This window comes from Bradyrhizobium sp. Ken51 (assembly GCF_055807435.1).
On record NZ_JBVVPB010000002.1, the window covers coordinates 277,150 to 298,839 of the forward strand.

The following is a 21,690-nucleotide window of genomic DNA, read 5'->3' on the forward strand; positions in this document are numbered from 1 at the left end:
GGGTCGCGAACGGCCCTTATGCACTGACCAAAGCCGGCTTCGAACCCGCCGGCTGAGGCGCACGACAAAGCAGCATGGATCAAATGGAGCCATCAGCCGAGGCGCAGATCGCAACCCTCATCGCAAGCGCGGCGAAGCTGCCGCTGCTCGATGCCGCGTTCGAGCTCTGGCTCCGACGCTATCAGCTGGACTCGATCGAGGGGCGCCCGACCGCCGCAGAGGTCCGCGTCAACCGCACCCTCACGCCGGAGCGGAGCAGCGCGAAGTACCGCCGGGATCGCGACCACGCCCATAAGGGACCGACGTTCGGTTATGTGAAGCGTGCTCATCCCGGCGCCGATGACACTGCGATCAGGCGGGCCATCATCACCGCCGTCAGGTTCGAGGACGCGACCTTCACGCATTTCAGCTGGGACGGCGATTTCTGGGACTGCGTCGTCCGCGCGGTGGCAATGGCCTCCGCGCACTATCCGGATTTTCTCGAGACGAGCTATCGCGACGCCCGCAACAACGTCGCCTACTCCTACAAGTGAAGCTAGAGCATGATCCGGAAAAGTGCGCGGCGGTTTTATAAACCTAAAGCGCGTTCATCGCGCTTTAGAAGCACAGCGTGGTGACGAGCTTGCCCTGCTTGTCCTTGATCGCATAGGGACAGCGCAGCCGCTCCAGCGCCTGCTTGGCATCCTCATCGCCGAGCGCCGCGGCGCGCTCGTAATAGGATTTCGCGGCGTCCTTGTCCTTTGGCCCGCCGCGGCCTTCCTGCGCGAAGGCGCCCATCCGCTCCAGCGCGCCGGGATGGTTTTGCGCCGCCGCCTTCTCGAACAGCGCGCGCGCCGCGGCGTCGTCCTTTGTCCCGCCCGTGCCTTCGGAGAGCATCATGCCGAGCTGATACTGCGCCTCCGCATTGGTCTCGGCGGCCTTGCCGAGCAACGCGCGCGCCTGTGCTGGATCGGCCGGCGCGGCACCGCCGGTGCCGCCGAGCGCGGCGAGATTGCTGATGCCGCGGGGATTGCCGGCCTGTGCCGCCTTCTCGAACAGTTTGCGCGCCTGCGCTTCATCTCTGGCGACGCCGGAGCCGGTGCCGTAGGCCACACCGAGCTCGACCATCGCCGCACTCGATCCCTTGTCGGCGGCCTTGCGCCAGGCAGCCATCGCTTCCGCCGTCTGCCGGTTGGCCGCATAGGCGCGGCCGAGCGCGAACATCGCGCGCCGCGATGATGGCGCAGCCTGCTTGCAGAACTTGATGGCGGTCGCAACGTCGGAGGCCGCAATCTCCGTCACGCCCCTCATATCGGCCGGCTTGTCGGGATCGCTGGGATCGGCGGCGACGCGGTCGCATAGGACGAGATCGGCCGATTGCGCATGCGCCGATAACGGTGCCGCTAGCGTGAGAAGGATGGCAACGAGGAAAGTTCGCATGGACACCAGGTTGCTTCGCAGTCCCGGCAAATTCAAGGCTCGAGTCCCGATTGGCGCAGCACCGGGACGACCTCGGGCGATGCCAGATAGCGCAGCAGCCGATCCGCGGCGTCGGCGTGCTCGGCGCTTGTCATCCTGCCGGCGGAGAACACAGCCGGCGTTTGCAGATCGTGCGAAATCGGGCCGACCAGCTCGATGCCTTCGACCTGCTTCAGCTCGCTGATCTGCTGCACGGCGAGGTCAGCCTCGCCGCTCACGAGCCGCTCCGCGGTAAAGCCCTGCTCGACGATGGTGGCTTTGGCGTTGATCTCCGCCGCGATCCCCATCTGCGCGATCAACCGGGCGAAATAGACCCCGCTCGCGCCCAGCCGCGAATAGGCCACGGACCGCGCCGCGAGCAGCGTGTTGCGCAGTGCGGATTCCGTGGCGATGTCGGGATGTGCTTGCCCTGCCCGCACCGCGACGCCGACGAAGGAGCGCGCGAGATCGGCCGCGCTCCCTGCGACGACGCGGCCCTCGCCTATCATCTCGTCGAGGCCTTCGCGGGTGAGGATGACGAGATCGGCGGCCTCGCCGTCGCGCAACCGCTTGAGCAGTGCCAACGTTGGCGCGAAATCGGCGTCGATGTGGACGCCGGTCGCGGTCTCGTAGGCGGAGGACAGGCTGCGCATCGCGCCCATCAGGCCGAGCGTCGAAAGCATGCGAATCTTTTCCATCAGCAATTCCCGTGGCGATCAGGCGCGGTGCATCAGCTTGAGCGCGGCGGTCAGGCGCAGGCTGCGCTTGCCGGCGAGCGCCGTTGCCTCCAGCACTGCCTGCTCGGCATCATAAGTGCCGGAGAAGCCGATGCCGACCTCGTGGCCGCCGAAGATCGGATCGTCCTTGGCCGGCGTGTGCTCCTGATTGAGGATCTGGCCCTTCCAGCGCCCGTTGGCGGCGGTGTAGCTGCCGAGATAATAGAACGATGCATCGCCGCCGAGGATGCGGCCCTTGTTGAGCAGCATCACGCCGGTGAGACCGCCGTCGACGCCATCGAGCATGCGCAGATGCGCCGAGTAGAGCCCGTCGGCGATGCCGGCCTCGCCGACGCCGCCGGCGATCGGCATCTCGTCCTCGGTGATCGGCGTCATCAACGATTGAAAGGGTACGCCGGGCAGCTCCTTGAGCTCGCCCTTGAAGCGATAGAGATCGCCGTCGGCCCATCCCTTGGCGAGCAGGGTCGCATCGTCCGTGCCCGCCATGGCGCGATAGTTCGGATCGGGGTTGTGGCGGACGGTGTCGATCACGACATCGACGCCTCCTTCGGTCTTCGTGTAGGTGCCGATATGGGCGAAGGCCGAATTGCCGCCGAGCATCTTGCCGTTGCCGGCATGCATCACGCTTCGGCCGACCGTGTCGCCGAGCTGAAATCTCACCTTGTAGAAGCCTTCAAACACCAGCCGTCCCCGGCCTTGCGCGCACCCAGACGCACTCTATCCCGCTTTCGGCGGCGAAGGACAAGTTTTCCGCCATGAGGTCCGAGGAGTCTCCGCAACGGCTGTCATCAGAATGAAAAATCCGCCGAAGCCTTTCGGCTTCGGCGGATCGAAGTCCAACCCGGGCCAGCCCCCCAGCCCGGGCCGGGAGGATCTTAGGCGGCGGCCTTCTTGTCGGCCGGCACGGAGGCGATCGTCTTCAGGATCTGCGAAGCGATCTGGTATGGGTCGCCCTGCGAGTTCGGACGACGGTCTTCCAGATAGCCCTTGTAACCGTTGTTGACGAAGGAGTGCGGCACGCGGATCGAAGCACCGCGATCGGCAATGCCGTAGCTGAACTTGTTCCAGGGCGCGGTCTCGTGCTTGCCGGTCAGACGCTTGTCGTTGTCCGGGCCGTAGACGGCGATGTGGTCCATCAGGTTCTTGTCGAAGGCCGCCATCAGCGCCTCGAAGTACTCCTTGCCGCCGACCGTACGCATGTACTCGGTCGAGAAGTTGGCGTGCATGCCGGAGCCGTTCCAGTCGGTGTCGCCGAGCGGCTTGCAGTGGAACTCGATGTCGATGCCGTACTTCTCGGTCAGGCGCAGCATCAGGTAGCGGGCCATCCACATTTCGTCAGCGGCCTTCTTGGAGCCTTTGCCGAAGATCTGGAATTCCCACTGGCCCTTCGCGACTTCCGCGTTGATGCCTTCATGGTTGATGCCGGCTGCCAGGCAGAGGTCGAGATGCTCTTCGACGATCTTGCGGGCGACGTCGCCGACGTTCGAGAAGCCGACGCCGGTGTAGTACGGACCCTGCGGGGCCGGATAGCCGGAGGCCGGGAAACCGAGCGGACGGCCGTCCTTGTAGAAGAAGTATTCCTGCTCGAAGCCGAACCAGGCGCCGGAATCGTCGAGGATGGTGGCGCGCTTGTTGGTCGAGTGCGGGGTCTTCCCGTCCGGCATCATGACTTCGCACATCACGAGCACGCCGTTGGTGCGGGCGGCATCCGGGAACACCGCGACCGGCTTCAGCACGCAATCGGAGCTGTGGCCTTCAGCCTGCTGGGTGGAGGAGCCATCGAAGCCCCAGAGCGGAAGCTGCTCGAGCGTCGGGAACGACGCGAATTCCTTGATCTGAGTTTTGCCGCGCAAGTTCGGAGTCGGCGTATATCCGTCGAGCCAGATGTACTCGAGCTTATACTTGGTCATTGAGCCTCTCTGTAGATGATGCGAAAGGTGGGGGCCGCAGGCCCCCGCACGATTGTTTACCCGGCCAACATCGGCCGACCCTTTCCAAGCATTTAACGTGCCAAAAGGCCGCAGCGCGGGAGGTTTTCCACCGCAACCGGCCTCCGCTCCCACCCGGCGGGTCATCCAGTCCGCCGTGCGTCATAGCGGCGCACCTTTGCGTGAAGCTGCACCGCAAAAATCCCGCGGAAAACGCCCGATTCTGGAGCAGGCAGGCTGGCGCCTGAGGTTGCCGACTAAACGCGCATCAACGTCCGGCAATATTCGCCAAGTCTGTGCCCGTCGCCCGCAACCTTCGCAATGGCCCACGCGTTAGCCACCCGACCGCTGCCTCAGAGGAAGCAGAATGCAGTCTGCCTACAAAATAGGCCAAGGCTGATTTCCTTTTCAGCACTTTGCATTTCGGAATGCACGGCCGATATGGGGATTCCAGTAACCACAAGCCAACGAGTCGGGCGCACCATGGAGGCCCAGCGCTGCGATCTCGGGAGATACCGCAATGATGAACAATGGACTGAGTCACGGATCTGCACAGATCTATCAATTCCCTGTCGGGGGCCGCTCGGCTCTCGGGGGGCGCCGCAACGGTGAGACCCGCCTTCCCGCCAACCACGCCTCGCTCCCCGCGAACGAGACGATTTGCAGCGGCAGCTGGTACCATCAGGAAGCAGTCGATGAAGCCAAGCCGAAATGGGATCGCTGATGCCTGCGTTCGGTTCAATACCGCCGCGCCCTCTCAAGCGTCCGGCGTCAGTTTGAAAAAGGGTCGAAACAACGAAGTTTCGGCCCTTTCTGATTTTTGTGGAAATGCCGCCGTTCAGATGCCCGCGCAGGCCGTGACCGGCCGCTTCAGATGCTTGACCGTGGTGCTGCCGGTCTTGCCGATCACCAGCGTGATCCCCGCCCCCGAATAGCGCGCGCCGGAGACCGTGATCCGCTTGGCGAGCGTAACAGGCTCGCCGTCGATCTGGAGGAAGGCGCGCTTGTCGGCATCATAAAACCCAACGATGAACTGCGTACCATCGACGCACCGATAGGTCCGGAACGTCTGCGCATCGGCCTGCCGCGCTCCGATCATTGCGCCCGCCAGCATGGCGACCGTCAAAAGAATGGCCTTGTGCCGGCCCATGATCGCCCCCTGTAATAGATCTCAAGGACGCCCGTCGTGCGTCCAATGGAACCATAACGCAAGCTGATCTCATGCAAGACAAGTCCCCGCAAGACAACTCCGGACAAGACGCCCCTGCCCGCCATCTCGCCCTGCAGGGCGCCAGCAATTTTCGCGACCTCGGCGGCTATCCGACCGCAGATGGCCGTACCACGCGCTGGCGGCACATCTTCCGCTCCAACCATCTCGGCCAGCTCACTGCTGCCGATGTCGAGATCGTCCGCGCGCTGGGCGTGCGCAGCGCCTTCGATTTTCGCGGTGTCGAGGAGCGCGCGGCGGGCGTCTGCGTGATCAACGAGATCGCCGTGCATTCGCTGCCGATCGAGCCGACGGTCGTGGCTGCGCTGCGCGGCGAGCTCGCCAGGGGCAGGCTGACCGCGCCGGTCGCGCTCGAGCTCATGCGCGAGTCCTATCGCAATTATGTCCGCCACAACACAGCCAGTTTCCGCACCCTGTTCGGGCATCTCCTGGAGGACCGCGCGCCGCTGGTCATTCACTGCACCGCCGGCAAGGACCGCACCGGCTTTGCCAGCGCGTTGATCCTGCATGCGCTTGGCGTGCCGGATGACGTCATTGCCGAGGACTATCTGCTGACCAACCAGCACTACAAGCGCGATGCGACGGCTGCCACCGATCTGCCCGAAGACGTACGCAATGCCATCGGTAGCGTAGAGGCGTCGTACCTTGCCGCAGCTTTCGAAGCTGTCGGCGCCGAATATGGCGATCTCGAAACCTATCTGCGCGACGGGCTCAAGCTCGGCGCGGCCGAGCGGAGCGCGCTCAAGGAGCGCTATCTCAAGTCGTAATCAGGCATGGGCATCTTTGCGTTGCACCGGTCGCCGTTAGGATCGCCGAACGCAGAGCCCGCGCGACTTGCATGGTGCTCCAGTCGCTCTGGTGCAGCTTCAACTCGTCGTCCGGCGCGAGCAGTTGCTCAAGCGAGGCGTTGTTGTGCTCGTTCCAGTGCCGCATCAGGGCCCAGCGCTGGAACAAATTGACTTTGGCCTCTTGCGCGGCGGCCCGGATGGCCGAGACCATCTTCTCCGAGAGCTTGGCATTGTCGCCGAGCATGGCCGTGACGTATTGCGGGTTGATAAGAATGACATCTGTGGCCGGATGATCGCGCAGGCGGGCCAATCCCTCGGTGATCTTAGCCACCACCTCATCGAAGTCGAATTCGTTGCTGCGAAACACGGCGTTGGTTCCGACCTGCCAGAGCACCAGCGAAGGATTGTCGGCAAAGATGTCGTCTTTGAACCGAGCCACTTCTTGCGGCGCCTCTTCGCCGCCCTTGCCACGGTTGAGCACGTCGATCCGGATGTCCCGATGGGGATCGTCATCCTTGTAGTGCGTTCTCAAATACAACTCGAGCCGCGCAGGATATGCGACGACGTTGCCAAGTCCGGCCGTCGAAGATGACCCCATCGCCACGATGCGCACGGGCCCCCTTCCGCTCAATGCCTTCCTGAAGTTCGGCAGCGGATACTGCAAATCAACGATCGCAGCAGGAAACTCGAGGGTCGGCAAATTGTCGGTCATGAAACAGCCTCCTCCACGATCTAAAGTTGCATCTTAGCCCAATTTGGAGCCGGCCGCCATTGCAAGTCCAATTCGGGCCGCGCAATAGTCGGCGACAGGTGAAGGACGGAGAGTCTCGTGCAGGGAAAAGTCGTTGTGGTGACCGGCGCACTCGGCTCGCTCGGCAAGGTGGTCGCCGAGACCGCACTGGCACGCGGCGCGCGCGTTGCCGGCATCGACCATGCGCCGTCGCAGATCCCCGCAATGCCCGAGCGCATCGAGATCGGCGGCGTCGATCTGTCCGACGCAGCACAAGCAAAGACGGCGGTCGAGGCGGCGGCGAAGCATTTCGGCAAGCTCGATGCGCTGATCAACATCGCCGGCGGCTTCGCCTTCGAGATGGTCGGCGACGGCGACGTGAAGACATGGCAGCGCATGCATGCGCTCAACCTGCTGACGGCTCTCAACGCCTCGCACGCGGCGCTGCCCCATCTGGCCGCGTCCAAGGCCGGCCGCATCGTCAATATCGGCGCCATGGGTGCGCTTCAGGCCGGCTCCGGCATGGGCCCCTATGCAGCGTCGAAAGCCGGCGTCCATCGTCTTACCGAGGCGCTGGCGAGCGAGTGGAAAGGCAAGGTGACCGTGAACGCGGTGCTGCCCTCGATCATCGACACCAAGGCCAACCGTGCCGACATGCCAAAAGCCGACTTTGCCAAATGGGTGACACCGCAGGAGCTCGCCGAAGTCATCCTGTTCCTCGCCAGCGATGCCGCCAGCGGCGTCACCGGCGCGCTGATCCCAGTCGGCGGGCGGGTGTAGTTGCATACCGGTTTGCTTGTCTCTGCGCCGGCTCCGATTCTATCGAAGCCAGGAAAGCTCTACACTGCCCGCAACTGATTCCCCGATCGGACGTGATACTCGGAAGCCTCCTTTGGAAACCACGCTCTACCTGCCTGTCAAACGGTTCCTCGAAGAGCTCGGCTTCACGGTCAAGGGCGAGATCGGCGGCTGCGATCTCGTGGGCCTCAGCGCCGGCGATCCGCCGGTGGTGGTGATCGGCGAGCTCAAGCTGAGCTTCAATCTCGAGCTGATCCTTCAGGCAGTCGATCGCGCACCGGCCGGCGACGACGTCTGGATTGCCGCAAAAATGTCAGTGCGCGGCAAGGGACGCGAGACCGACGCACGCTATCGCAATCTCTGTCGCCGCCTCGGCTTCGGCATGCTCGGGGTGACCGACCGCGGTCAGGTCGAGGTGCTGGTGAAGCCGCCGACGGCAGCCCCACGCCGCGAGCCGAAGGTCCGTTCGCGCCTCGTCGCAGAGCATCAGCGCCGCCGGGGCGATCCGGTGCTGGGCGGCAGCACCCGCGCGCCGATCATGACGGCCTATCGGCAGCAGGCGCTGGCATGCGCCTCGGAACTCGCGGCGGGCCCGCGGCGGGTGAGCGAATTGCGCCAACGCTGTCCCGATGCCGGGAAGATCATGCTTAACAATGTGTATGGCTGGTTCGAACGCATCGAGCGGGGAGTCTACGGGCTGACGGAAGCGGGTCATGCGGCGCTGAAACGCTGGCCACAACGGCGGGTTGAGGATGTTGCCGCTGTCGCGTCACCACCCTGACACCCAACCCGTGCATAGCTGAGATGCCACACCGATTTCATATTGCAATGCAACATGGACGGCACTAGGTATCCCGGCATCGAAACGAGGCCGTTATGAACGCAGACTGGAATACCAAATATGGCACGCGGCGCGTGCGCCACGATCCCCCGACTTTGGACGAGGCGATCTTCGCCGCCGTCGGCATCACCGACGATCAGGAGCAGCAGGCCGAGATCGCCGCAGCCCTGATGGGAATGCCGCTCGATGTCGTCCAGGCCGAGGTCAAGAAACAGGTTCGCACCAACAGCCGCATCACCTCGACCCGCGTGATCGCCGGCGAACAGGGTGCGCAGCGCTCGGTAGTGGTCGAACGCCGTGTCGTCCGCCGCTTCGGCAACGACAAGCGCACCGGCACCTGAACGCTTAGCTCGTTATTTTGAATACGAAAGCGGACCGGTTTTGCCGGTCCGCTTTTTGATTCCAGTCGGCTTTTTCAGGTCAGGCGGCGCGATTGCCATAGATGCTGGAGATGATCTTCCAGCAGGTCGAGTTGAAACTGATAAGAGCGCGGCCGGCCGTGAATGGCGAGGCCGCGAGATCAGCAAGTTCGTCCCCAGGCGCCTTGGCAAGATCAATCGTACCGGTCGATTCGCCATGACGGAATTGCAGATGCGCCCCGAATTTCCTGGCGAGCGCCCGCATTGCGTGGTTCTCGGCGCCGGTGGTGATGCGCAGGCGCTTGTAGCCTTTCCAGCGCGCTTCCGCGATCAGGCGGCTGAACAGCACGGTGCCGACGTTCTGGCGCCGCGCCGAGGCTTCCACGCTGAAGGCGACCTCGGGCAGCGAATCCCCCTCGGGCGGATGCAGCTCGGCCGCACCGCGGACCACGCCGTCGACGATATAGGCGACGATCACGGTGCCGTCCTCGGCACAGCGGGCGGCGTAACGCTCGATAAAACTGTCATCGAGAAAACCGTTGAAGCGGTCGTGCCGGCTTTCGGCATCGAGCCTCAGCAGGTGATCGCGCAAGAGCGGCAATTCTTCCTGCTGGCTCAAGGTGCGCACGTAGCCCTGAACGGACTTCGGGCGATTGGTTAGTTCAAGTCCAAAATCTGCTGCGAGTGACAAGTCAAAACTCCTCTTGGTATCCCTCGAGGAGGCGTTCGAATCCCTAGGCCTCCAATATTGTGCATCGCAACAAACTTTTCAAGACGGGAACCTGCCCAAGTTTCGGGCATTGGAGGCGACTAATTCGTTAATAAAATCAAGCCCCGTATTCATACGAGGAACAGCTGGGTCTGCGTCACCACGGCGACCAGCTTGCCGTCCTCGGTCTCCAGCCGAGTGGTCCAGACCTGCGTCCGCCGGCCCCTGTGGATTGGGGTGGCGGTCGCGATCACGGTGGTTCCCTCCTTGGCCCCGCCGATGAAGTTGGTCTTGCTCTCGAGCGTGGTCGTACCCTTGGCGTCGTCCGGCAGATTGATCACGGTGGCCGCTGCGCCGACGGAATCGGCCAGCGCCATCACCGCGCCGCCGTGGATGGTCTGATGAAGCGTGCAGAGATCGGGCCTGACCGTCATCCGCGCCACCACGCGATCTTTCCCGGCCTCGACGAACTCGACGCCCTTGAGTTCGGCAAACGGCATCTTCATCGCTTTAAGTTTCTCGAGCGGCGTCATCGGATCTCCTCCCAAATCATTCTGCTCGCAGGGTGAATTGCTCCACGCGGCAAAGCAATGACGTCCGAGGTAATCAGTGCGAGCGCGGCGAAGCAATCCAGACTCTTTCCGCGGATACATTTCTGGATTGCTTCGCTGCGCTCGCAATGACGGGGGAGACAGCCTTCGACCTCACGTCACCGCATTCACTACCTGATACTCCGGACGCCGCCACACCTCGCCCGCAATCACCTCCTCGATGATCTCGGCTGCCTTCATCACCTCGGCCTCGCCGATATACAGCGGCGTGATGCCAAACCTCATGATGTCAGGTGCGCGGAAATCGCCGATGACGCCACGGGCGATGAGGGCCTGCATCGCGGCGTAGCCGCCGTCGAAGGCGAAGGAGACCTGAGAGCCGCGGCGCTCATGCGGGCGCGGCGTGACGAGCTTCAAGGACGGGCAGCGGCGTTCGACCTCGGCAATCAGGAGATCGCCGAGCGCCAGCGAACGCGCGCGGACTTCCCTGATATCGACGCGATCCCAGATGTCGAGCGAGGCCTCCAAGGCCGCCATCGCCAGCACCGGCGGCGTTCCGACGCGCATGCGCTCGACGCCGCCGGCGGCCGCATAGGCAAGCTCGAACGCGAACGGCTTTGCGTGCCCCATCCACCCCGACAAAGCGGCGCGCACGCTGTCGGCATGGCGCGGCGCGACGTAGAGGAAGGCCGGCGCGCCAGGGCCGGCGTTGATGTATTTGTAGGTACATCCGGCGGCGAAATCAGCGCCGGTGCCGGCAAGGTCAACCGGCAGCGCGCCGGCCGAATGCGCGAGGTCCCACACCGTGACGATGCCGAGCGCATGCGCTGTTGCAGTCAGCTTCGCCATGTCGTGGCGCCGTCCGGTGCGGTAATCGACCTCGGTGATGTAGAGCACCGCGATCTCCACCGATAACGAAGCCTCGATCTCCTCCGGCGCCACCAGGCGCAATTGATGGCCACGGCCGAGCGTCGCGATCAGGCCTTCAGCCATGTAGAGGTCGGTCGGAAAATTGCCGGTGTCCGACAGGACGATTTTGCGCGATGCGTTCATGTCGAGCGCGGCGGCGAGCGCCTGATAGACCTTGAGCGACAGCGTATCTCCGACCATGACGGAGCCGGCTTCCGCACAGATCAGTCGCGCGATGCGATCGCCGACATGACGCGGCTGGACGTACCAGCCCGCCGTATTCCAGGAGCGGATCAACTCATCGCCCCACTCGGCGGTGATGACGCGGCTGACGCGCTCGGCGACACCAAGCGGCAACGCGCCGAGCGAATTGCCGTCGAGATAGATCACACCGTCCGGCATATGGAACAGCGCTTTGGTGTCGTCGTAGACGCGAAGCTTGGTCATGAAAATCTCTACAGGATCGTGCGCACGCGCCAGAGTTCAGGAAACAGCTCGACCTCCAGCATGCGCTTGAGATAGCTGACGCCACCGGTGCCCCCGGTGCCGCGTTTGAAACCGATGACGCGCTCGACTGTCGTCACATGGTTGAAGCGCCAGCGCCGGAAGTAATCCTCGAAATCGACCAGCTTCTCGGCGAGCTCGTAGAGCATCCAATGCGTTTCCGGCGCCTCGTAGACGATACGCCAGGCCTGCAGCACACCTTCGTTGAAACTGTGAGTCTCGCGAACATCGCGCGCCAGCACGGCCGCGGGCATCTTGAGTCCGTTGCGGTCGGCGAGCCGCAGCACCTCGTCGTAAAGGCTTGGGGTCGCAAGCTCGGCTTCGAGCAGTTGCGTGGTTTCCAGATCGTGCGCGTGCGGCTTGAGCATGGCGTGGTTGCGGTTACCAAGGAGGAATTCGATCAGCCGATATTGCCGCGACTGGAAGCCTGAGGACTGGCCAAGCTGCGAGCGGAAGCGCGTATACTCGCTGGGCGTCATGGTGCGCAGCACGTCCCAGGCGCCGTTGAGCTGCTCGAAGATCCGCGACATCCGTGCCAGCATCTTCATCGCAGGCTGCACCTCATCCTTCGCGATCGAACGGCGTGCGGCGCTGAGCTCGTGGATGGCGAGCCGCATCCAGAGTTCGGTGGTCTGATGCTGGATGATGAACAGCATTTCGTCATGGGCTTCCGACAGCGGATGCTGCGCGCCGAGGATCGCATCCAGCGCCAGATAGTTGCCATAAGACATGCGCCGGGCGAAATCGGTCTCGGCGCCTTCGCTTGCGGGATCGTATTCGCTGGACGTCATGGCAGGCCCTTTCGATCGATCGTTATGGCCTCGTCAGTCGAGGCCGATCAGGCGCGCGGTGATTGGCGACGACGGGTCCTTGAGGGCGTCGATCACGGTGAAATGGTTCAGCCCGGGATCGACGACAAGACGCGTCGGCACGTCGAAGCCAGTCCAGACATTGGCCATCAGATCGGACTGGCGGATGAATTCTGGCCGCTCATTGCCGCCGACCCAGGCGGTCACGGGGGAAGGCCCACGCGGCAGATGCAGCGCTGCGCTTTCCAGCGTCGCCTCCTCCATCGTCATGCGCAGGGTGTCGTTCATCCTGGTCTTGAGCAGCGGACGCAGATCATGCAGGCCGCTGACGGAGAGCGTGCCGGCGATGCGGTTGAAGATGGCGGGATCGAGCCGGCTATCATTGCACAGCATACGCGTGACGAGATGACCGCCCGCGGAATGGCCGGCGAGCCGGATCGGACCCGCGACGAGAGCGGCCGCCTTGGCGATCGCTGCGGCAATTTCCGTCGTAATGTCGGAGATGCGCGCGGCCGGCGTCAGTGTGTAGCTTGGCAGTGCCACCGTCCAGCCATGATGACGCGCGCCTTCGGCAAGATCGGTCCATGTCGATTTGTCGAAGCGCATCCAGTAGCCGCCGTGGACGAACACGACGAGGCCCTTGCTGTCGCCGTCTGGCAAGATCAGGTCGAGGCGCTGGCGCTCGCCGGGGCCATAGGCGATGTCGGCGCGAAACTCCTTCAGCCCGGCACGATAAGCCGCCGCCCGCTCCGCCCATAACGCCGGGATCTTGTCCGAGCCTGGGATATGGGCCGAATTGGCGTAAGCGTCATCCCAATCGCGCATCGTTGCTTCCTCGACGGACTCGGGTCTTGTGCAGCTGGCGCCAGTCTGCCACCGGCGCGGGCGGCATCCTAGTCTTTAGTTTAAGCTTAAAGGATTTGGGGGCGCCGCTGGATTGGGCAGGCGGAAGATGGTTCGTTCCCCGGGCGCAGCGCAGCGTGAAACGATGCGCAGCTGAACCGGGGTCCAACTGTGCGGTGACGTGGGTCCCGGCTCTGCGGCGCACCGCTTCGCGCTGCGCCGCGTCCGGGACACGAGAGCTACCCCTTCTCGACCCCGCACCAATCCGCGATGAACAACGCCATCGCCTTGGTCGTCTTCTTCAGCGAGTCCAGATCGACAAATTCATTGAAGCCGTGCATCTCGCCGCCACTCGCGCCGAAGCACAGGCTCGGGATACCGTGATTGAGGCCGTAGAAGCGGGTGTCGGTGAGCGCGGTGAAGACGAGGTCTTCGATTTCGCCGCCATAGACGGTGTTGAAGGCCTTGCCGAACGCCGCCTCAGGCGCGGCGGCGTCGGTCAGCTCATAGCCTTCCGACAAGAAGCCCGACCATTCGACCTCCGGCGGATTGTTGGCGAGGAAGCGGTGGTTGCGTGCGGCAGCCGCAACGCAGGCCATGATCTCTTTCTGGTGATCGGCGATCGACCAGCCCGGCAACACAGCGATCCGGCAGTCGACGTCGCACCAGGCCGGCACGCTGGAGGCCCAGTCGCCGCCCTTAATGATGCCGGGGTTGAAATTGATGGGATGGTTCAGCGCCTTGAAGTGACGATCGGCTTTCGCGCGCTCGTTCCACTCGATCTCGAGTTTTTGCAGCGCCTGAATCAAATGATAGGCCGCCATGATTGCGTTCGCGCCGGAGCCGGCGAAAGCGACATGGGTCGGATGGCCCTTCACGCGCAGGCGGAACCAGATCACGCCGACCTGCGAGCGCACCATCTTGCCGCCGGTCGGCTCAGGGACGAAGCAAGCATCTGCACGATAGCCGCGTTGAAGCGTCGAGAGCGCGCCGACGCCGGTGCTCTCCTCCTCGATCACCGACTGGAAGTGGATCCGCGCCGTCGGCTTGAGGCCCGCAGCCTTGATCGCATCCAAAGCATAAAGCGCGCCGATGGTGCCCGACTTCATGTCGCAGGCACCGCGACCGAACATCTTGCCGTCCTTGATGATGGGCGAAAATGGCGGGGTATCCCACAATTCCAGCGGCCCCGCCGGTACCACGTCGCAGTGGCCCTGGAGGATCAGCGATTTGCCCGCCTCGGTTTTGGGCCGGTACGTGCCGACAACAGTGCGCGCCTTCGAAAAATCATGCTCGATGGGGCCGAAGCCGCGCAAATCCTTGAGGTCGTCGACATCGATGTGCCAGTCGTCGACCTCGTAGCCGCGCGCGCGCAGGAGGTCGCCGATCATGTCCTGGCATGGCCCCTCCGCCCCACGGGTCGAGGGGATCGCGACGAAATCGCGTGTGGTCGCGAGCTGGGCTTCGAAGCCGGCATCGACGGCGTCAAGAATCCTCTGCTGCGTTTCGGCATTCATCAGGCAACTCCAATCGGGCATTGAGATCATCGAAGGAGCGCAAGCTAGCCGATTTCAGCCGTTCGGGTACTCTGCAAAATAGGCATCCCGCAATGCATCTTCGAGCAGCCGACCCTCCGAATAGCCATTCAGTGTCGCCGGCCGGCGCACGCCGTCGAGCAGCCGCGCGCAAGGCTCCGGCGCGCCCAGCACGGTGCGCACGGGGATGCGCTCGGCATAGATCGGCAATGCATAGTCCTCGTCGTCGTCGGCGACACCCTTGGCCCGGACTTTCGCGGAGGCTTCCTCGATCTCCATCGCGATAAAGGAGGTCGCCTTGATCTCCTGCGCATTGCTCGCCCGCAGGCTCGCGGTCCGATCCGGGAAGAAGCGGTCGACCATGGCAATCACCGCGCGCTCTTTCTCCTCGGGATCGGTCACGAGATAGGCGGTGCCAAACGCCATCACGGCGCGGTAGTCGGCGGAGTGATTGAACCCGCAGCGCGCCAGCACCAGACTGTCCAGATGGGCGACGGTCAGGCACACACGCTCGCCCCTTGTCTGGTTGCGCAGCATGCGGCTGGCGCTCGAGCCGTGCCAGTACAGCTTCGTCCCTTCGCGCCAGAAGAAGGTCGGCGTGCAATAGGGTTGGCCGTCGATCGCGTAGGAGACGTGGCAGAGCATCGAGGAATCCAGGATGCGATGAACGGTGTCGTGATCGTAAAAGCCGCGGTCGTGACGGCGCTTCACCTGGTTGCGCGCGGACGTCGGATAGGAATTTGGGTTCTCGGTCTGGCTCACGGCCGCTCCTGTCGGATTGGAACAATTCCAAGGCAGTTGTAGCCGCAGATTTGGTCTGCGATAGTGCCAATTCCATGCGAAAAATTCCGACCAATTTAGTCCCCTCCCCGGCCAAGGCCGAGCTGCCGCTCGATCTCGCAGGCCCGCACGTCACGGCTGGCGCCTCGTCGGCGCACCGGCTGTACCAAGCGCTGTGCGAGATGATCGTTGCCGGCCTCGTCAAGCCGGGCGAGCCGCTGCCGCCGTCGCGCACGCTGGCTAAACAGACCGGCTTTCGGCGCAATGCCGTCGTCACCGCCTATGAGCGGCTGATCGCCGACGGCTTTGCCGACGCCACCGTCGGCTCCGGCACCTTCGTCGCCGCGCGCATCCCCGCACGCGCGGCCGAGCCGAAGCGGCCGAAGATCATCGTCGAAACGCCGGGGCAAGGCGCGTTTTCGCTCGGCTGCACCCATATCGACGCGCGCGCCGTGCAGCGCTTCCGGGCCTTTGTCGGCCGCCGCATGCGCGCCTTCGGCGCGGAGCATCTGCACTATGGCGACCCCCGCGGCAGCCGCGAGCTGCGTGCGGCGATCGCCGATCATCTGTTGTCGGCGCGGGGCCTGCGCTGCGATCCCGATCAGATCATGCTGACGTCAGGCACGCTGCACGCGCTACGCATCGTGCTGAGCGCGATCCTGAAGCCCAACGACCAGGTCTGGTGCGAGGATCCAGGGTACCCCGCCGCGCGCAAAACCATCGCGCATTGCGGCTATCGTGCCGTGTCCGTTCCCGTCGACGCGCAAGGCATGCGTGTCGCCAGAGGCCGCGCAGCGGCGCCGTCCGCGCGCGCAGCCTATGTGACGCCGTCGCACCAGTTTCCGCTGGGTGTGCAGATGTCGATGCCGCGGCGGCTCGAGCTGCTGGACTGGGCCAGGCAGGCCGACGCCTTCGTGCTGGAAGACGATTACGACAGCGAATTCCGTTACGACGGCGCGCCGCTGATGTCGCTGGCCGGCATCGATCACCTCCAGCGCGTGATCTACATGGGCACGTTCGCCAAGACGTTGTTTCCGGGCTTGCGCATCGGCTATTGCGCCCTGCCCGAGCGCTTGATTGCGGATGTCACCGCGGCGCGGGCCGCGCTCGACCGCTTTCCCGGCACGCTGATGGAGGGTGCGGTGGCCGACATGCTCAATTCCGGCGCGTTCGCGGCGAACCTGAAGCGCGTGCGCAAGCTCTACCGCGAGGCGCGCGACGCGCTGGCCGGGACGCTCGAAGCCGCATCCCACGGCGTGCTGTCGGTGCCGGTCCCATCGCAGGGCCTGCATCTTGTCGCCCGGTTCGATTCCTCGGTCGATCTGGCTGTGGCGGCAGACGCCAAGCAGGCCGCCGGCGCCGAAGGCTGGCTATTGGCCGACACCTATTCACGCGCGCGTCCTCTGCCCGGTTTCGTGCTGGGATTTTCCGGCCACGCGATTCCGAAGCTCGTGGCATCCGCCGAGCGGCTCGCGCGGGAATCGAGAGCGGCCTTGCGTGCGAGGAGCAAGCCGGCCCGGTGGGCATGACGAACGTTCACTATGAGAATCGGCTGCCGCTCCCTACATTGCGGCATCGATGCCGGGAGCGAGCTCACACCATGCTGCTACGCCGTGCGACTTGCCTCTCGCTCCTGATCTTCATCGCACTCGCCGCGACGGCGCGCGCAGGCACGGTCGGACGCGAGCAGGACATCGTCGATCTCAAGCTCGGCCAGCGCGTGCAAGTGGACGACGGAACCTGCCCCGCCGGACAGGTCAAGGAAGTCCGCGGCGCCAAGATGACCGACAAGGGCGTCGCACGGACGAGCACCTGCGTGTCGCGGTTTGGTCCGAAATCAAAGCGATGAGCGCTACTTCGCCGGATCGAACATGCATTGCAGGGTCGGCTTGGCTATCTTGGTGAAGGTCGGGCCGATTTCGGTCTGCTTTGCGGCCGGCACCCAGTCGGTCTCGATCGTCGGCACCCCGGTCTCGCTGATGCCCCGCAGCAGGGCCTCGCGGAGATCGCGATCCTCGACGACGGCGGCAGCATGATCGTGCAGGCAGCCGCAGACCTCTTCCGGATGCTCCCATCGTCCGAGCATGCGCGGCGCGCATTGCCTCACGAACTCAGTACGTGGATCGGGTAATCTGGAGGGAGAGCGCACCTGCGCCTGAGCGGCACTGATCGTCAGAAGGGATATGAACGCCGCAGCGCAGAAACGAACAAGCATGACGGCCTTTATCGGCTGATTTTTCTTGTTGACGATCAGAAGCGCGCGGCAACCACGATCGGCTGCGGCGCCGGGGTCGTGATCGGCGAGCCGCTGTACTGGAAAGTACCGATGCCCGGGACATTGCCATCCGGCGAGCCTGCGAACGAGGAGCCGGCGAGCACGAAAGCGAAAGCAAGGATGAGGCTGAGCGTGCGCATGGAGTTCTCTCTGAATTCGGTGGCCGGCGTGCGCCGTCGTCGTTGTGAGGTTGATAACCATGGGCGGTTTCGCGCGTGATGCGCCAAAGCCGGAAAATGGTTTCATCTCCGTGAGAATTGTTTCGTCCCGCTCGCGGCGACGACATATTCGACGGAAAATCTCAATCTTTTCAGATGGGTCATGCGGCCACCCAATATGGCCTGGCAGGTTCCGGGCGAGTTCGGATGCGCGCCGGAACGCCGGCGCCGTCATCATCCCGCCTCACACCCTTCACATGCGTTTTACGTTTTTCTGTTGAAGAGAAGCCGAACGACGGCTGGGTCCTGTCGAACCGGGGGCGCTTCGACTGCGACCCAAGCTACCGAGACCGAGACGCCCGGGCATCGCCGAGCGCGTTCATGTGAGGAACGGCCATCATGACGGCGCAGAATCGCGCAACGACGCGCGATGCGGACCAACGAACGGACCGCCGGGAGCAACAACCTGTTCGCAGCAGCGCCAATTCGCCTGGCGAAATGGCGCTGCAATCGAGCCGGGGCTTTGAGGCAACGCCGCAGTCATTCGTGCGGCTGACCGGCTCCCATCTTGCAAAACCGCGTGGCAGCCGGGCTGACGTCACCGGGTGAACGCAAGCGCGTCACCGTGAACGCAAGAGCGTCACTGAGTGAAGAACTCGCCGCACTTCTGGACGTTCGCGTCCGCCGGTCCCCACGGCATGACCGGGACGGTCGAGGTCGAGTTCTTCGGCGAACCCTCGATCAGCCTGTCTGAATAGACCATGTAGACCAGCACGTTGCGCTTAGCGTCACAGCCGCGCACGATCTGCATCTTCTTGAAGAACAGCGAGCGGCGCTGGCGGAACATGTCGTCGCCCTGCTCCATCTTGTTCTTGAACTTGATCGGGCCGACCTGACGGCAGGCGAGCGAAATGTCCGAGACCTCTTCGGCAAGGCCCAGCCAGCCCTTGAAGCCGCCCTTCTCCGGTACCGTGAAATGACAGGCCACGCCCTCGACTTCGGGGTCGTCGAGACCATAGGTCGCAAGCTTGTCGTTCGGGCTCATCCATTTGAACACGGTTGAGCGGCGGAAGATCAGATCCGGCTCGTCCGCGGCGAAGGCGAACGCTGCCGGCACGGTCAGCGCCAGGAGGAATAAAGCGAGGCCTTTCAAGCGGATGCTGGAAAGACTGGGGAAACGAGATGACATGAAGTTCTCCGATAACAAGTCCCAGCAATGTAGGCATGAGGCGACCGATCAGGAAGACGATCGGCAGGCCGATACGGCCGCCGTTTACCGCTCCGTGAGGCTTTTTTGCTACGCTTTGGACAAAATTAGCTGATCGCAGAACCGCCGTGCTGGTGAACGCGTATCCCCTCTGAGAGACTAACATCTGATTTGGATTGTGGATTCGATGATGAACAGCGTGAACGGGTCTGGTTTTTCTGCCAAGCCGGCGCGATTTTGGCAGGTCGCCATTTTGACGGCGGCGGGTGCGATCGGCACGGCGAGCCAGGCGGACGCAGCATTTTATTACTGGACGGATTATTCCGACGGATCGTACGGGCGCCAGGAGCGCCATCCCGAAGTCCCGCGCCAGAAGCCCCAGAAGCGCGGTGCGGCCGGCAAGAAAGACCTCGTTTCCGAAAAAGAAGCGGGCACAAAACCGCAAGGTCCCCTCGTCATCGTCGTCTCGATCGACCGGCAGAAGGTCACGGTCTACGATACCAACGGCGTGTTCGCGGAATCCCCGGTGTCGACCGGCATGAAGGGCCATTCGACGCCGATGGGTGTGTTCAGCGTCATCCAGAAGCACAAATTCCACCACTCCAACATCTATAGCGGCGCGCCGATGCCGTACATGCAGCGGATCACCTGGTCGGGCGTTGCCATGCATGCCGGCGTGCTGCCGGGGTATCCGGCCTCGCACGGCTGCATCCGCATGCCGATGGCGTTCGCCGTGAAGATGTGGAACTGGACCAGGATGGGCGCGCGCGTGATCGTTTCGCCCGGTCAGATGTCGCCGCAGAACTTCTCACATCCGCTACTTGCCTCGGTGCGGGTGCCGCCGCAACCCGCGGCCAGCCTCGAGCCGCAGACCAATGCCGGCGACAAGGCCGATAAGGTCGCGGCCAATACCGGAGCCGCCGAAGCAAAGCCGGTTGAAACGAAGACCGCCAGCGCGGACGGCGTGCTCGAGCTGCGCTCGTCGGTCGGCCACACCGTGATGTCGGACGTGACCACCGGATATGCCCCGGGCCGCGAGGAGTCCGCGACATCCGCCGACCAGACCGAGACAACGGCAAAGCCCGAGACCAAGACCGCTGAGGCGGCGGACGCGGCCAAGTCTCAGGCCGGAGACGCCGCGCAGCCCGCGAGCACTGAAGCGAAGCCTGTCGAGGCCGCGGAGACGCCGAAATCCGAAACGGCCAAGTCCGAACCCGCGAAGACGCCCGATGCGCCGGCCGTGGCGCCAGCGCAGGCGGCAACGCCCGACGTCAAGAAGGACGAAACCCGCGTTGCCGATCCGGCGCCCGTGGCAAAACCTGACGCGCCCAAGCGGGCGGGCCAGATCGCGGTCTTCATCAGCCGCAAGGATTCCAAGCTCTACGTGCGGCAGAACTTTGCGCCGCTGTTCGAGGTGCCTGTCACGATCGCCGCGAGCGATCGGCCGCTCGGCACGCATGTCTTCACCGCCGAAGTCGACAAGGCCGATTCCAATGCGCTGCATTGGTCGGTGGTGTCCTTGCCAGTGTCCGTTCGCTCTGCCGCGCGCCAAGATGACGGCCGCCTGACAGGCCGCCAGCGTGGCGCGGCCGTGATTCCCGTCGCTGCCAAGCCTGTGGTCACGCCGGACAGCCCGGCCGAAGCCCTCGACCGCGTCTCGATCCCCGCCGACACGATCGCGAAGATCAACGAAATGCTGACGTCAGGCGGCTCGATCATCGTCTCCGACCAGGGCATCAACCAGGGCGAGACCGGCGAAGGCACCGATTTCATCGTCCGCCTGTACTAACGCGCTTTATCGCGGCAGATAACGCGGTGTTGACGACGCCGCTCGCACCGGAGGGGTAACATCCGCCCGGATCATTTCGGGGGACGCCGTCATGATGAACCGCAGGACCATGCTCATCGCCGCCTTTGCAAGCACGCTGGCGCCGGCGACGCGTGCACTGGCGGATGGCGGCATGAGCCGAATCTCCGCCTACGCCTTCTCTTTCCCGGCATTGTCAGGCGACGACATCCGGCTTGCGGCCTTCACCGGCAAGCCGCTGCTGGTGGTCAACACCGCTTCGCTTTGCGGTTACACGCCGCAATATGCCGGTCTGCAAGAAATTTGGGGCGAGTTTCGCGAGCGCGGCCTCACCGTCATTGGCGTGCCCTCCAACGATTTCGGCGGACAGGAGCCCGGCGGCACCAGCGAGATCTCGGAGACCGCCCACCACCAATACGGCGTTACCTTCCCTATTGCGGCCAAGGCTGTCGTCGTCGGTGCAAAGGCGCATCCGTTTTACAAATGGGCGGCAGAGGCACGCCCGCGGGAAGTTCCGCGCTGGAACTTCCACAAATATTTGATCGGCCGGGACGGCTATATTGCCGACGTCTTTGCATCCACCGTGGAGCCGGCCGACACGCGGATCAAAACGGCAATCGCCAAGGCTCTGGCCGACACTTGACGCCACACGTCTCCCCAACCCGGTTGGGCACAATTGTGTTGGGGCGCCAAACAGCCGTTGCAATGGCGAGGGCCCACCATCTAGGCTAGGATCGTTAGGGGCAGGATGGTTTTG

The 21,690-nt window shown here is 63.9% G+C and carries 26 protein-coding genes; 10 read left to right on the top strand and 16 right to left on the bottom strand.

The window, feature by feature from the left end:
* The first annotated feature begins 74 nt into the window (after positions 1 to 74).
* Positions 75 to 533: a hypothetical protein gene (locus AC0L27_RS04905; protein WP_275167140.1), complete on the top strand. Its 459-nt coding sequence runs from the start codon at positions 75 to 77 to the stop codon at positions 531 to 533.
* A gap of 64 nt (positions 534 to 597) precedes the next feature.
* Here the strand turns inward: AC0L27_RS04905 and AC0L27_RS04910 are convergent, their stop codons facing one another.
* From AC0L27_RS04910 to AC0L27_RS04925, 4 genes are all read right to left on the bottom strand, one after another.
* The gene (locus AC0L27_RS04910) at positions 598 to 1,419 is read right to left on the bottom strand and encodes a tetratricopeptide repeat protein (RefSeq protein WP_473318225.1); all 822 of its coding nucleotides are present in this window, start codon (positions 1,417 to 1,419) and stop codon (positions 598 to 600) included.
* Positions 1,420 to 1,451: 32 nt separating this feature from the next.
* Positions 1,452 to 2,135, bottom strand: a complete 684-nt coding sequence (locus tag AC0L27_RS04915; RefSeq protein ID WP_354203860.1) for a substrate-binding domain-containing protein — start codon at positions 2,133 to 2,135, stop codon at positions 1,452 to 1,454.
* 18 nt (positions 2,136 to 2,153) lie between these two features.
* Positions 2,154 to 2,855 (bottom strand): GrlR family regulatory protein, encoded by a 702-nt coding sequence (locus AC0L27_RS04920; protein WP_354203862.1) that lies wholly within the window; start codon positions 2,853 to 2,855, stop codon positions 2,154 to 2,156.
* Between the two features lie 194 nt (positions 2,856 to 3,049).
* Positions 3,050 to 4,084 carry a glutamine synthetase beta-grasp domain-containing protein gene (locus AC0L27_RS04925; RefSeq protein WP_354055017.1) on the bottom strand — a complete coding sequence of 345 codons (1,035 nt, stop codon included), beginning with the start codon at positions 4,082 to 4,084 and terminating at the stop codon, positions 3,050 to 3,052.
* A gap of 541 nt (positions 4,085 to 4,625) precedes the next feature.
* Here AC0L27_RS04925 and AC0L27_RS04930 point away from each other — a divergent pair.
* A complete protein-coding gene (locus AC0L27_RS04930; RefSeq protein WP_473301368.1) occupies positions 4,626 to 4,826 on the top strand; it encodes a DUF2735 domain-containing protein in 201 nt (66 codons plus the stop codon).
* Between the two features lie 114 nt (positions 4,827 to 4,940).
* Here the strand turns inward: AC0L27_RS04930 and AC0L27_RS04935 are convergent, their stop codons facing one another.
* Positions 4,941 to 5,252: an MliC family protein gene (locus tag AC0L27_RS04935; RefSeq protein ID WP_354203865.1), complete on the bottom strand. Its 312-nt coding sequence runs from the start codon at positions 5,250 to 5,252 to the stop codon at positions 4,941 to 4,943.
* A gap of 71 nt (positions 5,253 to 5,323) precedes the next feature.
* On the opposite strand from AC0L27_RS04935, the gene AC0L27_RS04940 reads away from it, so the two are divergent.
* Complete coding sequence (locus tag AC0L27_RS04940; protein ID WP_275167146.1) at positions 5,324 to 6,097, top strand: tyrosine-protein phosphatase; 774 nt, start codon at positions 5,324 to 5,326, stop codon at positions 6,095 to 6,097.
* Here the strand turns inward: AC0L27_RS04940 and AC0L27_RS04945 are convergent.
* Positions 6,087 to 6,830 (bottom strand): SGNH/GDSL hydrolase family protein, encoded by a 744-nt coding sequence (locus AC0L27_RS04945; protein WP_275167147.1) that lies wholly within the window; start codon positions 6,828 to 6,830, stop codon positions 6,087 to 6,089. The two genes, AC0L27_RS04940 and AC0L27_RS04945, sit on opposite strands and share 11 nt — an antisense overlap.
* 117 nt (positions 6,831 to 6,947) lie before the next feature.
* Between AC0L27_RS04945 and AC0L27_RS04950 the strand changes: the two genes are divergently transcribed.
* From AC0L27_RS04950 to AC0L27_RS04960, 3 genes are all read left to right on the top strand, one after another.
* The gene (locus AC0L27_RS04950) at positions 6,948 to 7,628 is read left to right on the top strand and encodes an SDR family oxidoreductase (RefSeq protein WP_354203868.1); all 681 of its coding nucleotides are present in this window, start codon (positions 6,948 to 6,950) and stop codon (positions 7,626 to 7,628) included.
* A 112-nt stretch (positions 7,629 to 7,740) separates the two neighbouring features.
* On the top strand, positions 7,741 to 8,427 hold the full coding sequence (locus AC0L27_RS04955; protein WP_354203870.1) for a DUF2161 domain-containing phosphodiesterase: 687 nt from the start codon (positions 7,741 to 7,743) through the stop codon (positions 8,425 to 8,427).
* A 95-nt stretch (positions 8,428 to 8,522) separates the two neighbouring features.
* Entirely contained in the window at positions 8,523 to 8,828 is a 306-nt protein-coding gene (locus AC0L27_RS04960; RefSeq protein WP_007591844.1) for a hypothetical protein, read from the top strand.
* 79 nt (positions 8,829 to 8,907) lie between these two features.
* Here AC0L27_RS04960 and AC0L27_RS04965 read toward each other — a convergent pair whose 3' ends face one another.
* From AC0L27_RS04965 to AC0L27_RS04995, 7 genes are all read right to left on the bottom strand, one after another.
* Entirely contained in the window at positions 8,908 to 9,537 is a 630-nt protein-coding gene (locus AC0L27_RS04965; protein WP_354055029.1) for a GNAT family N-acetyltransferase, read from the bottom strand.
* A 149-nt stretch (positions 9,538 to 9,686) separates the two neighbouring features.
* The gene (locus AC0L27_RS04970) at positions 9,687 to 10,088 is read right to left on the bottom strand and encodes a PaaI family thioesterase (protein WP_473318011.1); all 402 of its coding nucleotides are present in this window, start codon (positions 10,086 to 10,088) and stop codon (positions 9,687 to 9,689) included.
* A 171-nt stretch (positions 10,089 to 10,259) separates the two neighbouring features.
* Positions 10,260 to 11,462: a kynureninase gene (kynU, locus tag AC0L27_RS04975; protein ID WP_354203873.1), complete on the bottom strand. Its 1,203-nt coding sequence runs from the start codon at positions 11,460 to 11,462 to the stop codon at positions 10,260 to 10,262.
* 8 nt (positions 11,463 to 11,470) lie between these two features.
* Entirely contained in the window at positions 11,471 to 12,310 is an 840-nt protein-coding gene (gene kynA, locus AC0L27_RS04980) for a tryptophan 2,3-dioxygenase (RefSeq protein WP_027569723.1), read from the bottom strand.
* Positions 12,311 to 12,343: 33 nt separating this feature from the next.
* On the bottom strand, positions 12,344 to 13,153 hold the full coding sequence (locus AC0L27_RS04985; protein WP_354055036.1) for an alpha/beta hydrolase: 810 nt from the start codon (positions 13,151 to 13,153) through the stop codon (positions 12,344 to 12,346).
* A gap of 257 nt (positions 13,154 to 13,410) precedes the next feature.
* Complete coding sequence (locus AC0L27_RS04990; protein ID WP_473318013.1) at positions 13,411 to 14,688, bottom strand: ArgE/DapE family deacylase; 1,278 nt, start codon at positions 14,686 to 14,688, stop codon at positions 13,411 to 13,413.
* A gap of 54 nt (positions 14,689 to 14,742) precedes the next feature.
* Positions 14,743 to 15,468 carry a pyridoxamine 5'-phosphate oxidase family protein gene (locus AC0L27_RS04995; protein ID WP_354055040.1) on the bottom strand — a complete coding sequence of 242 codons (726 nt, stop codon included), beginning with the start codon at positions 15,466 to 15,468 and terminating at the stop codon, positions 14,743 to 14,745.
* Between the two features lie 74 nt (positions 15,469 to 15,542).
* Here AC0L27_RS04995 and pdxR point away from each other — a divergent pair, with 74 nt between their 5' ends.
* Both pdxR and AC0L27_RS05005 read left to right on the top strand, forming a co-directional pair.
* A complete protein-coding gene (gene pdxR / locus AC0L27_RS05000) occupies positions 15,543 to 17,015 on the top strand; it encodes a MocR-like pyridoxine biosynthesis transcription factor PdxR (protein WP_354203878.1) in 1,473 nt (490 codons plus the stop codon).
* Positions 17,016 to 17,086: 71 nt separating this feature from the next.
* Positions 17,087 to 17,335 (top strand): DUF6719 family protein, encoded by a 249-nt coding sequence (locus tag AC0L27_RS05005; protein WP_027517580.1) that lies wholly within the window; start codon positions 17,087 to 17,089, stop codon positions 17,333 to 17,335.
* A gap of 3 nt (positions 17,336 to 17,338) precedes the next feature.
* Here AC0L27_RS05005 and AC0L27_RS05010 read toward each other — a convergent pair whose 3' ends face one another.
* From AC0L27_RS05010 to AC0L27_RS05020, 3 genes are all read right to left on the bottom strand, one after another.
* Complete coding sequence (locus AC0L27_RS05010; RefSeq protein ID WP_354203880.1) at positions 17,339 to 17,701, bottom strand: hypothetical protein; 363 nt, start codon at positions 17,699 to 17,701, stop codon at positions 17,339 to 17,341.
* 35 nt (positions 17,702 to 17,736) lie between these two features.
* Positions 17,737 to 17,901, bottom strand: coding sequence for a hypothetical protein (locus AC0L27_RS05015; protein ID WP_354203882.1), 165 nt, complete (start codon positions 17,899 to 17,901; stop codon positions 17,737 to 17,739).
* Positions 17,902 to 18,559: 658 nt separating this feature from the next.
* Positions 18,560 to 19,108: a CreA family protein gene (locus AC0L27_RS05020; protein ID WP_354203884.1), complete on the bottom strand. Its 549-nt coding sequence runs from the start codon at positions 19,106 to 19,108 to the stop codon at positions 18,560 to 18,562.
* Between the two features lie 208 nt (positions 19,109 to 19,316).
* On the opposite strand from AC0L27_RS05020, the gene AC0L27_RS05025 reads away from it, so the two are divergent.
* Together AC0L27_RS05025 and AC0L27_RS05030 are read left to right on the top strand one after the other, a co-directional pair.
* The gene (locus AC0L27_RS05025; RefSeq protein WP_354203886.1) at positions 19,317 to 20,915 is read left to right on the top strand and encodes a L,D-transpeptidase family protein; all 1,599 of its coding nucleotides are present in this window, start codon (positions 19,317 to 19,319) and stop codon (positions 20,913 to 20,915) included.
* A 91-nt stretch (positions 20,916 to 21,006) separates the two neighbouring features.
* Positions 21,007 to 21,576 (top strand): glutathione peroxidase, encoded by a 570-nt coding sequence (locus AC0L27_RS05030; RefSeq protein WP_354055048.1) that lies wholly within the window; start codon positions 21,007 to 21,009, stop codon positions 21,574 to 21,576.
* The last annotated feature ends 114 nt before the right edge of the window (positions 21,577 to 21,690 follow it).

Coding starts and splice junctions, on each gene's coding strand:
- AC0L27_RS04905 (WP_275167140.1), top strand. CDS start 75: ATGGATCAAATGGAGCCATCAGCCGAGGCGCAGATCGCAACCCTCATC.
- AC0L27_RS04910 (WP_473318225.1), bottom strand. CDS start 1,419: ATGCGAACTTTCCTCGTTGCCATCCTTCTCACGCTAGCGGCACCGTTA.
- AC0L27_RS04915 (WP_354203860.1), bottom strand. CDS start 2,135: ATGGAAAAGATTCGCATGCTTTCGACGCTCGGCCTGATGGGCGCGATG.
- AC0L27_RS04925 (WP_354055017.1), bottom strand. CDS start 4,084: ATGACCAAGTATAAGCTCGAGTACATCTGGCTCGACGGATATACGCCG.
- AC0L27_RS04930 (WP_473301368.1), top strand. CDS start 4,626: ATGAACAATGGACTGAGTCACGGATCTGCACAGATCTATCAATTCCCT.
- AC0L27_RS04935 (WP_354203865.1), bottom strand. CDS start 5,252: ATGGGCCGGCACAAGGCCATTCTTTTGACGGTCGCCATGCTGGCGGGC.
- AC0L27_RS04940 (WP_275167146.1), top strand. CDS start 5,324: ATGCAAGACAAGTCCCCGCAAGACAACTCCGGACAAGACGCCCCTGCC.
- AC0L27_RS04945 (WP_275167147.1), bottom strand. CDS start 6,830: ATGACCGACAATTTGCCGACCCTCGAGTTTCCTGCTGCGATCGTTGAT.
- AC0L27_RS04960 (WP_007591844.1), top strand. CDS start 8,523: ATGAACGCAGACTGGAATACCAAATATGGCACGCGGCGCGTGCGCCAC.
- AC0L27_RS04970 (WP_473318011.1), bottom strand. CDS start 10,088: ATGACGCCGCTCGAGAAACTTAAAGCGATGAAGATGCCGTTTGCCGAA.
- kynU (WP_354203873.1), bottom strand. CDS start 11,462: ATGACCAAGCTTCGCGTCTACGACGACACCAAAGCGCTGTTCCATATG.
- kynA (WP_027569723.1), bottom strand. CDS start 12,310: ATGACGTCCAGCGAATACGATCCCGCAAGCGAAGGCGCCGAGACCGAT.
- AC0L27_RS04985 (WP_354055036.1), bottom strand. CDS start 13,153: ATGCGCGATTGGGATGACGCTTACGCCAATTCGGCCCATATCCCAGGC.
- AC0L27_RS04990 (WP_473318013.1), bottom strand. CDS start 14,688: ATGAATGCCGAAACGCAGCAGAGGATTCTTGACGCCGTCGATGCCGGC.
- pdxR (WP_354203878.1), top strand. CDS start 15,543: ATGCGAAAAATTCCGACCAATTTAGTCCCCTCCCCGGCCAAGGCCGAG.
- AC0L27_RS05005 (WP_027517580.1), top strand. CDS start 17,087: ATGCTGCTACGCCGTGCGACTTGCCTCTCGCTCCTGATCTTCATCGCA.
- AC0L27_RS05010 (WP_354203880.1), bottom strand. CDS start 17,701: ATGCTTGTTCGTTTCTGCGCTGCGGCGTTCATATCCCTTCTGACGATC.
- AC0L27_RS05015 (WP_354203882.1), bottom strand. CDS start 17,901: ATGCGCACGCTCAGCCTCATCCTTGCTTTCGCTTTCGTGCTCGCCGGC.
- AC0L27_RS05020 (WP_354203884.1), bottom strand. CDS start 19,108: ATGTCATCTCGTTTCCCCAGTCTTTCCAGCATCCGCTTGAAAGGCCTC.
- AC0L27_RS05025 (WP_354203886.1), top strand. CDS start 19,317: ATGAACAGCGTGAACGGGTCTGGTTTTTCTGCCAAGCCGGCGCGATTT.
- AC0L27_RS05030 (WP_354055048.1), top strand. CDS start 21,007: ATGATGAACCGCAGGACCATGCTCATCGCCGCCTTTGCAAGCACGCTG.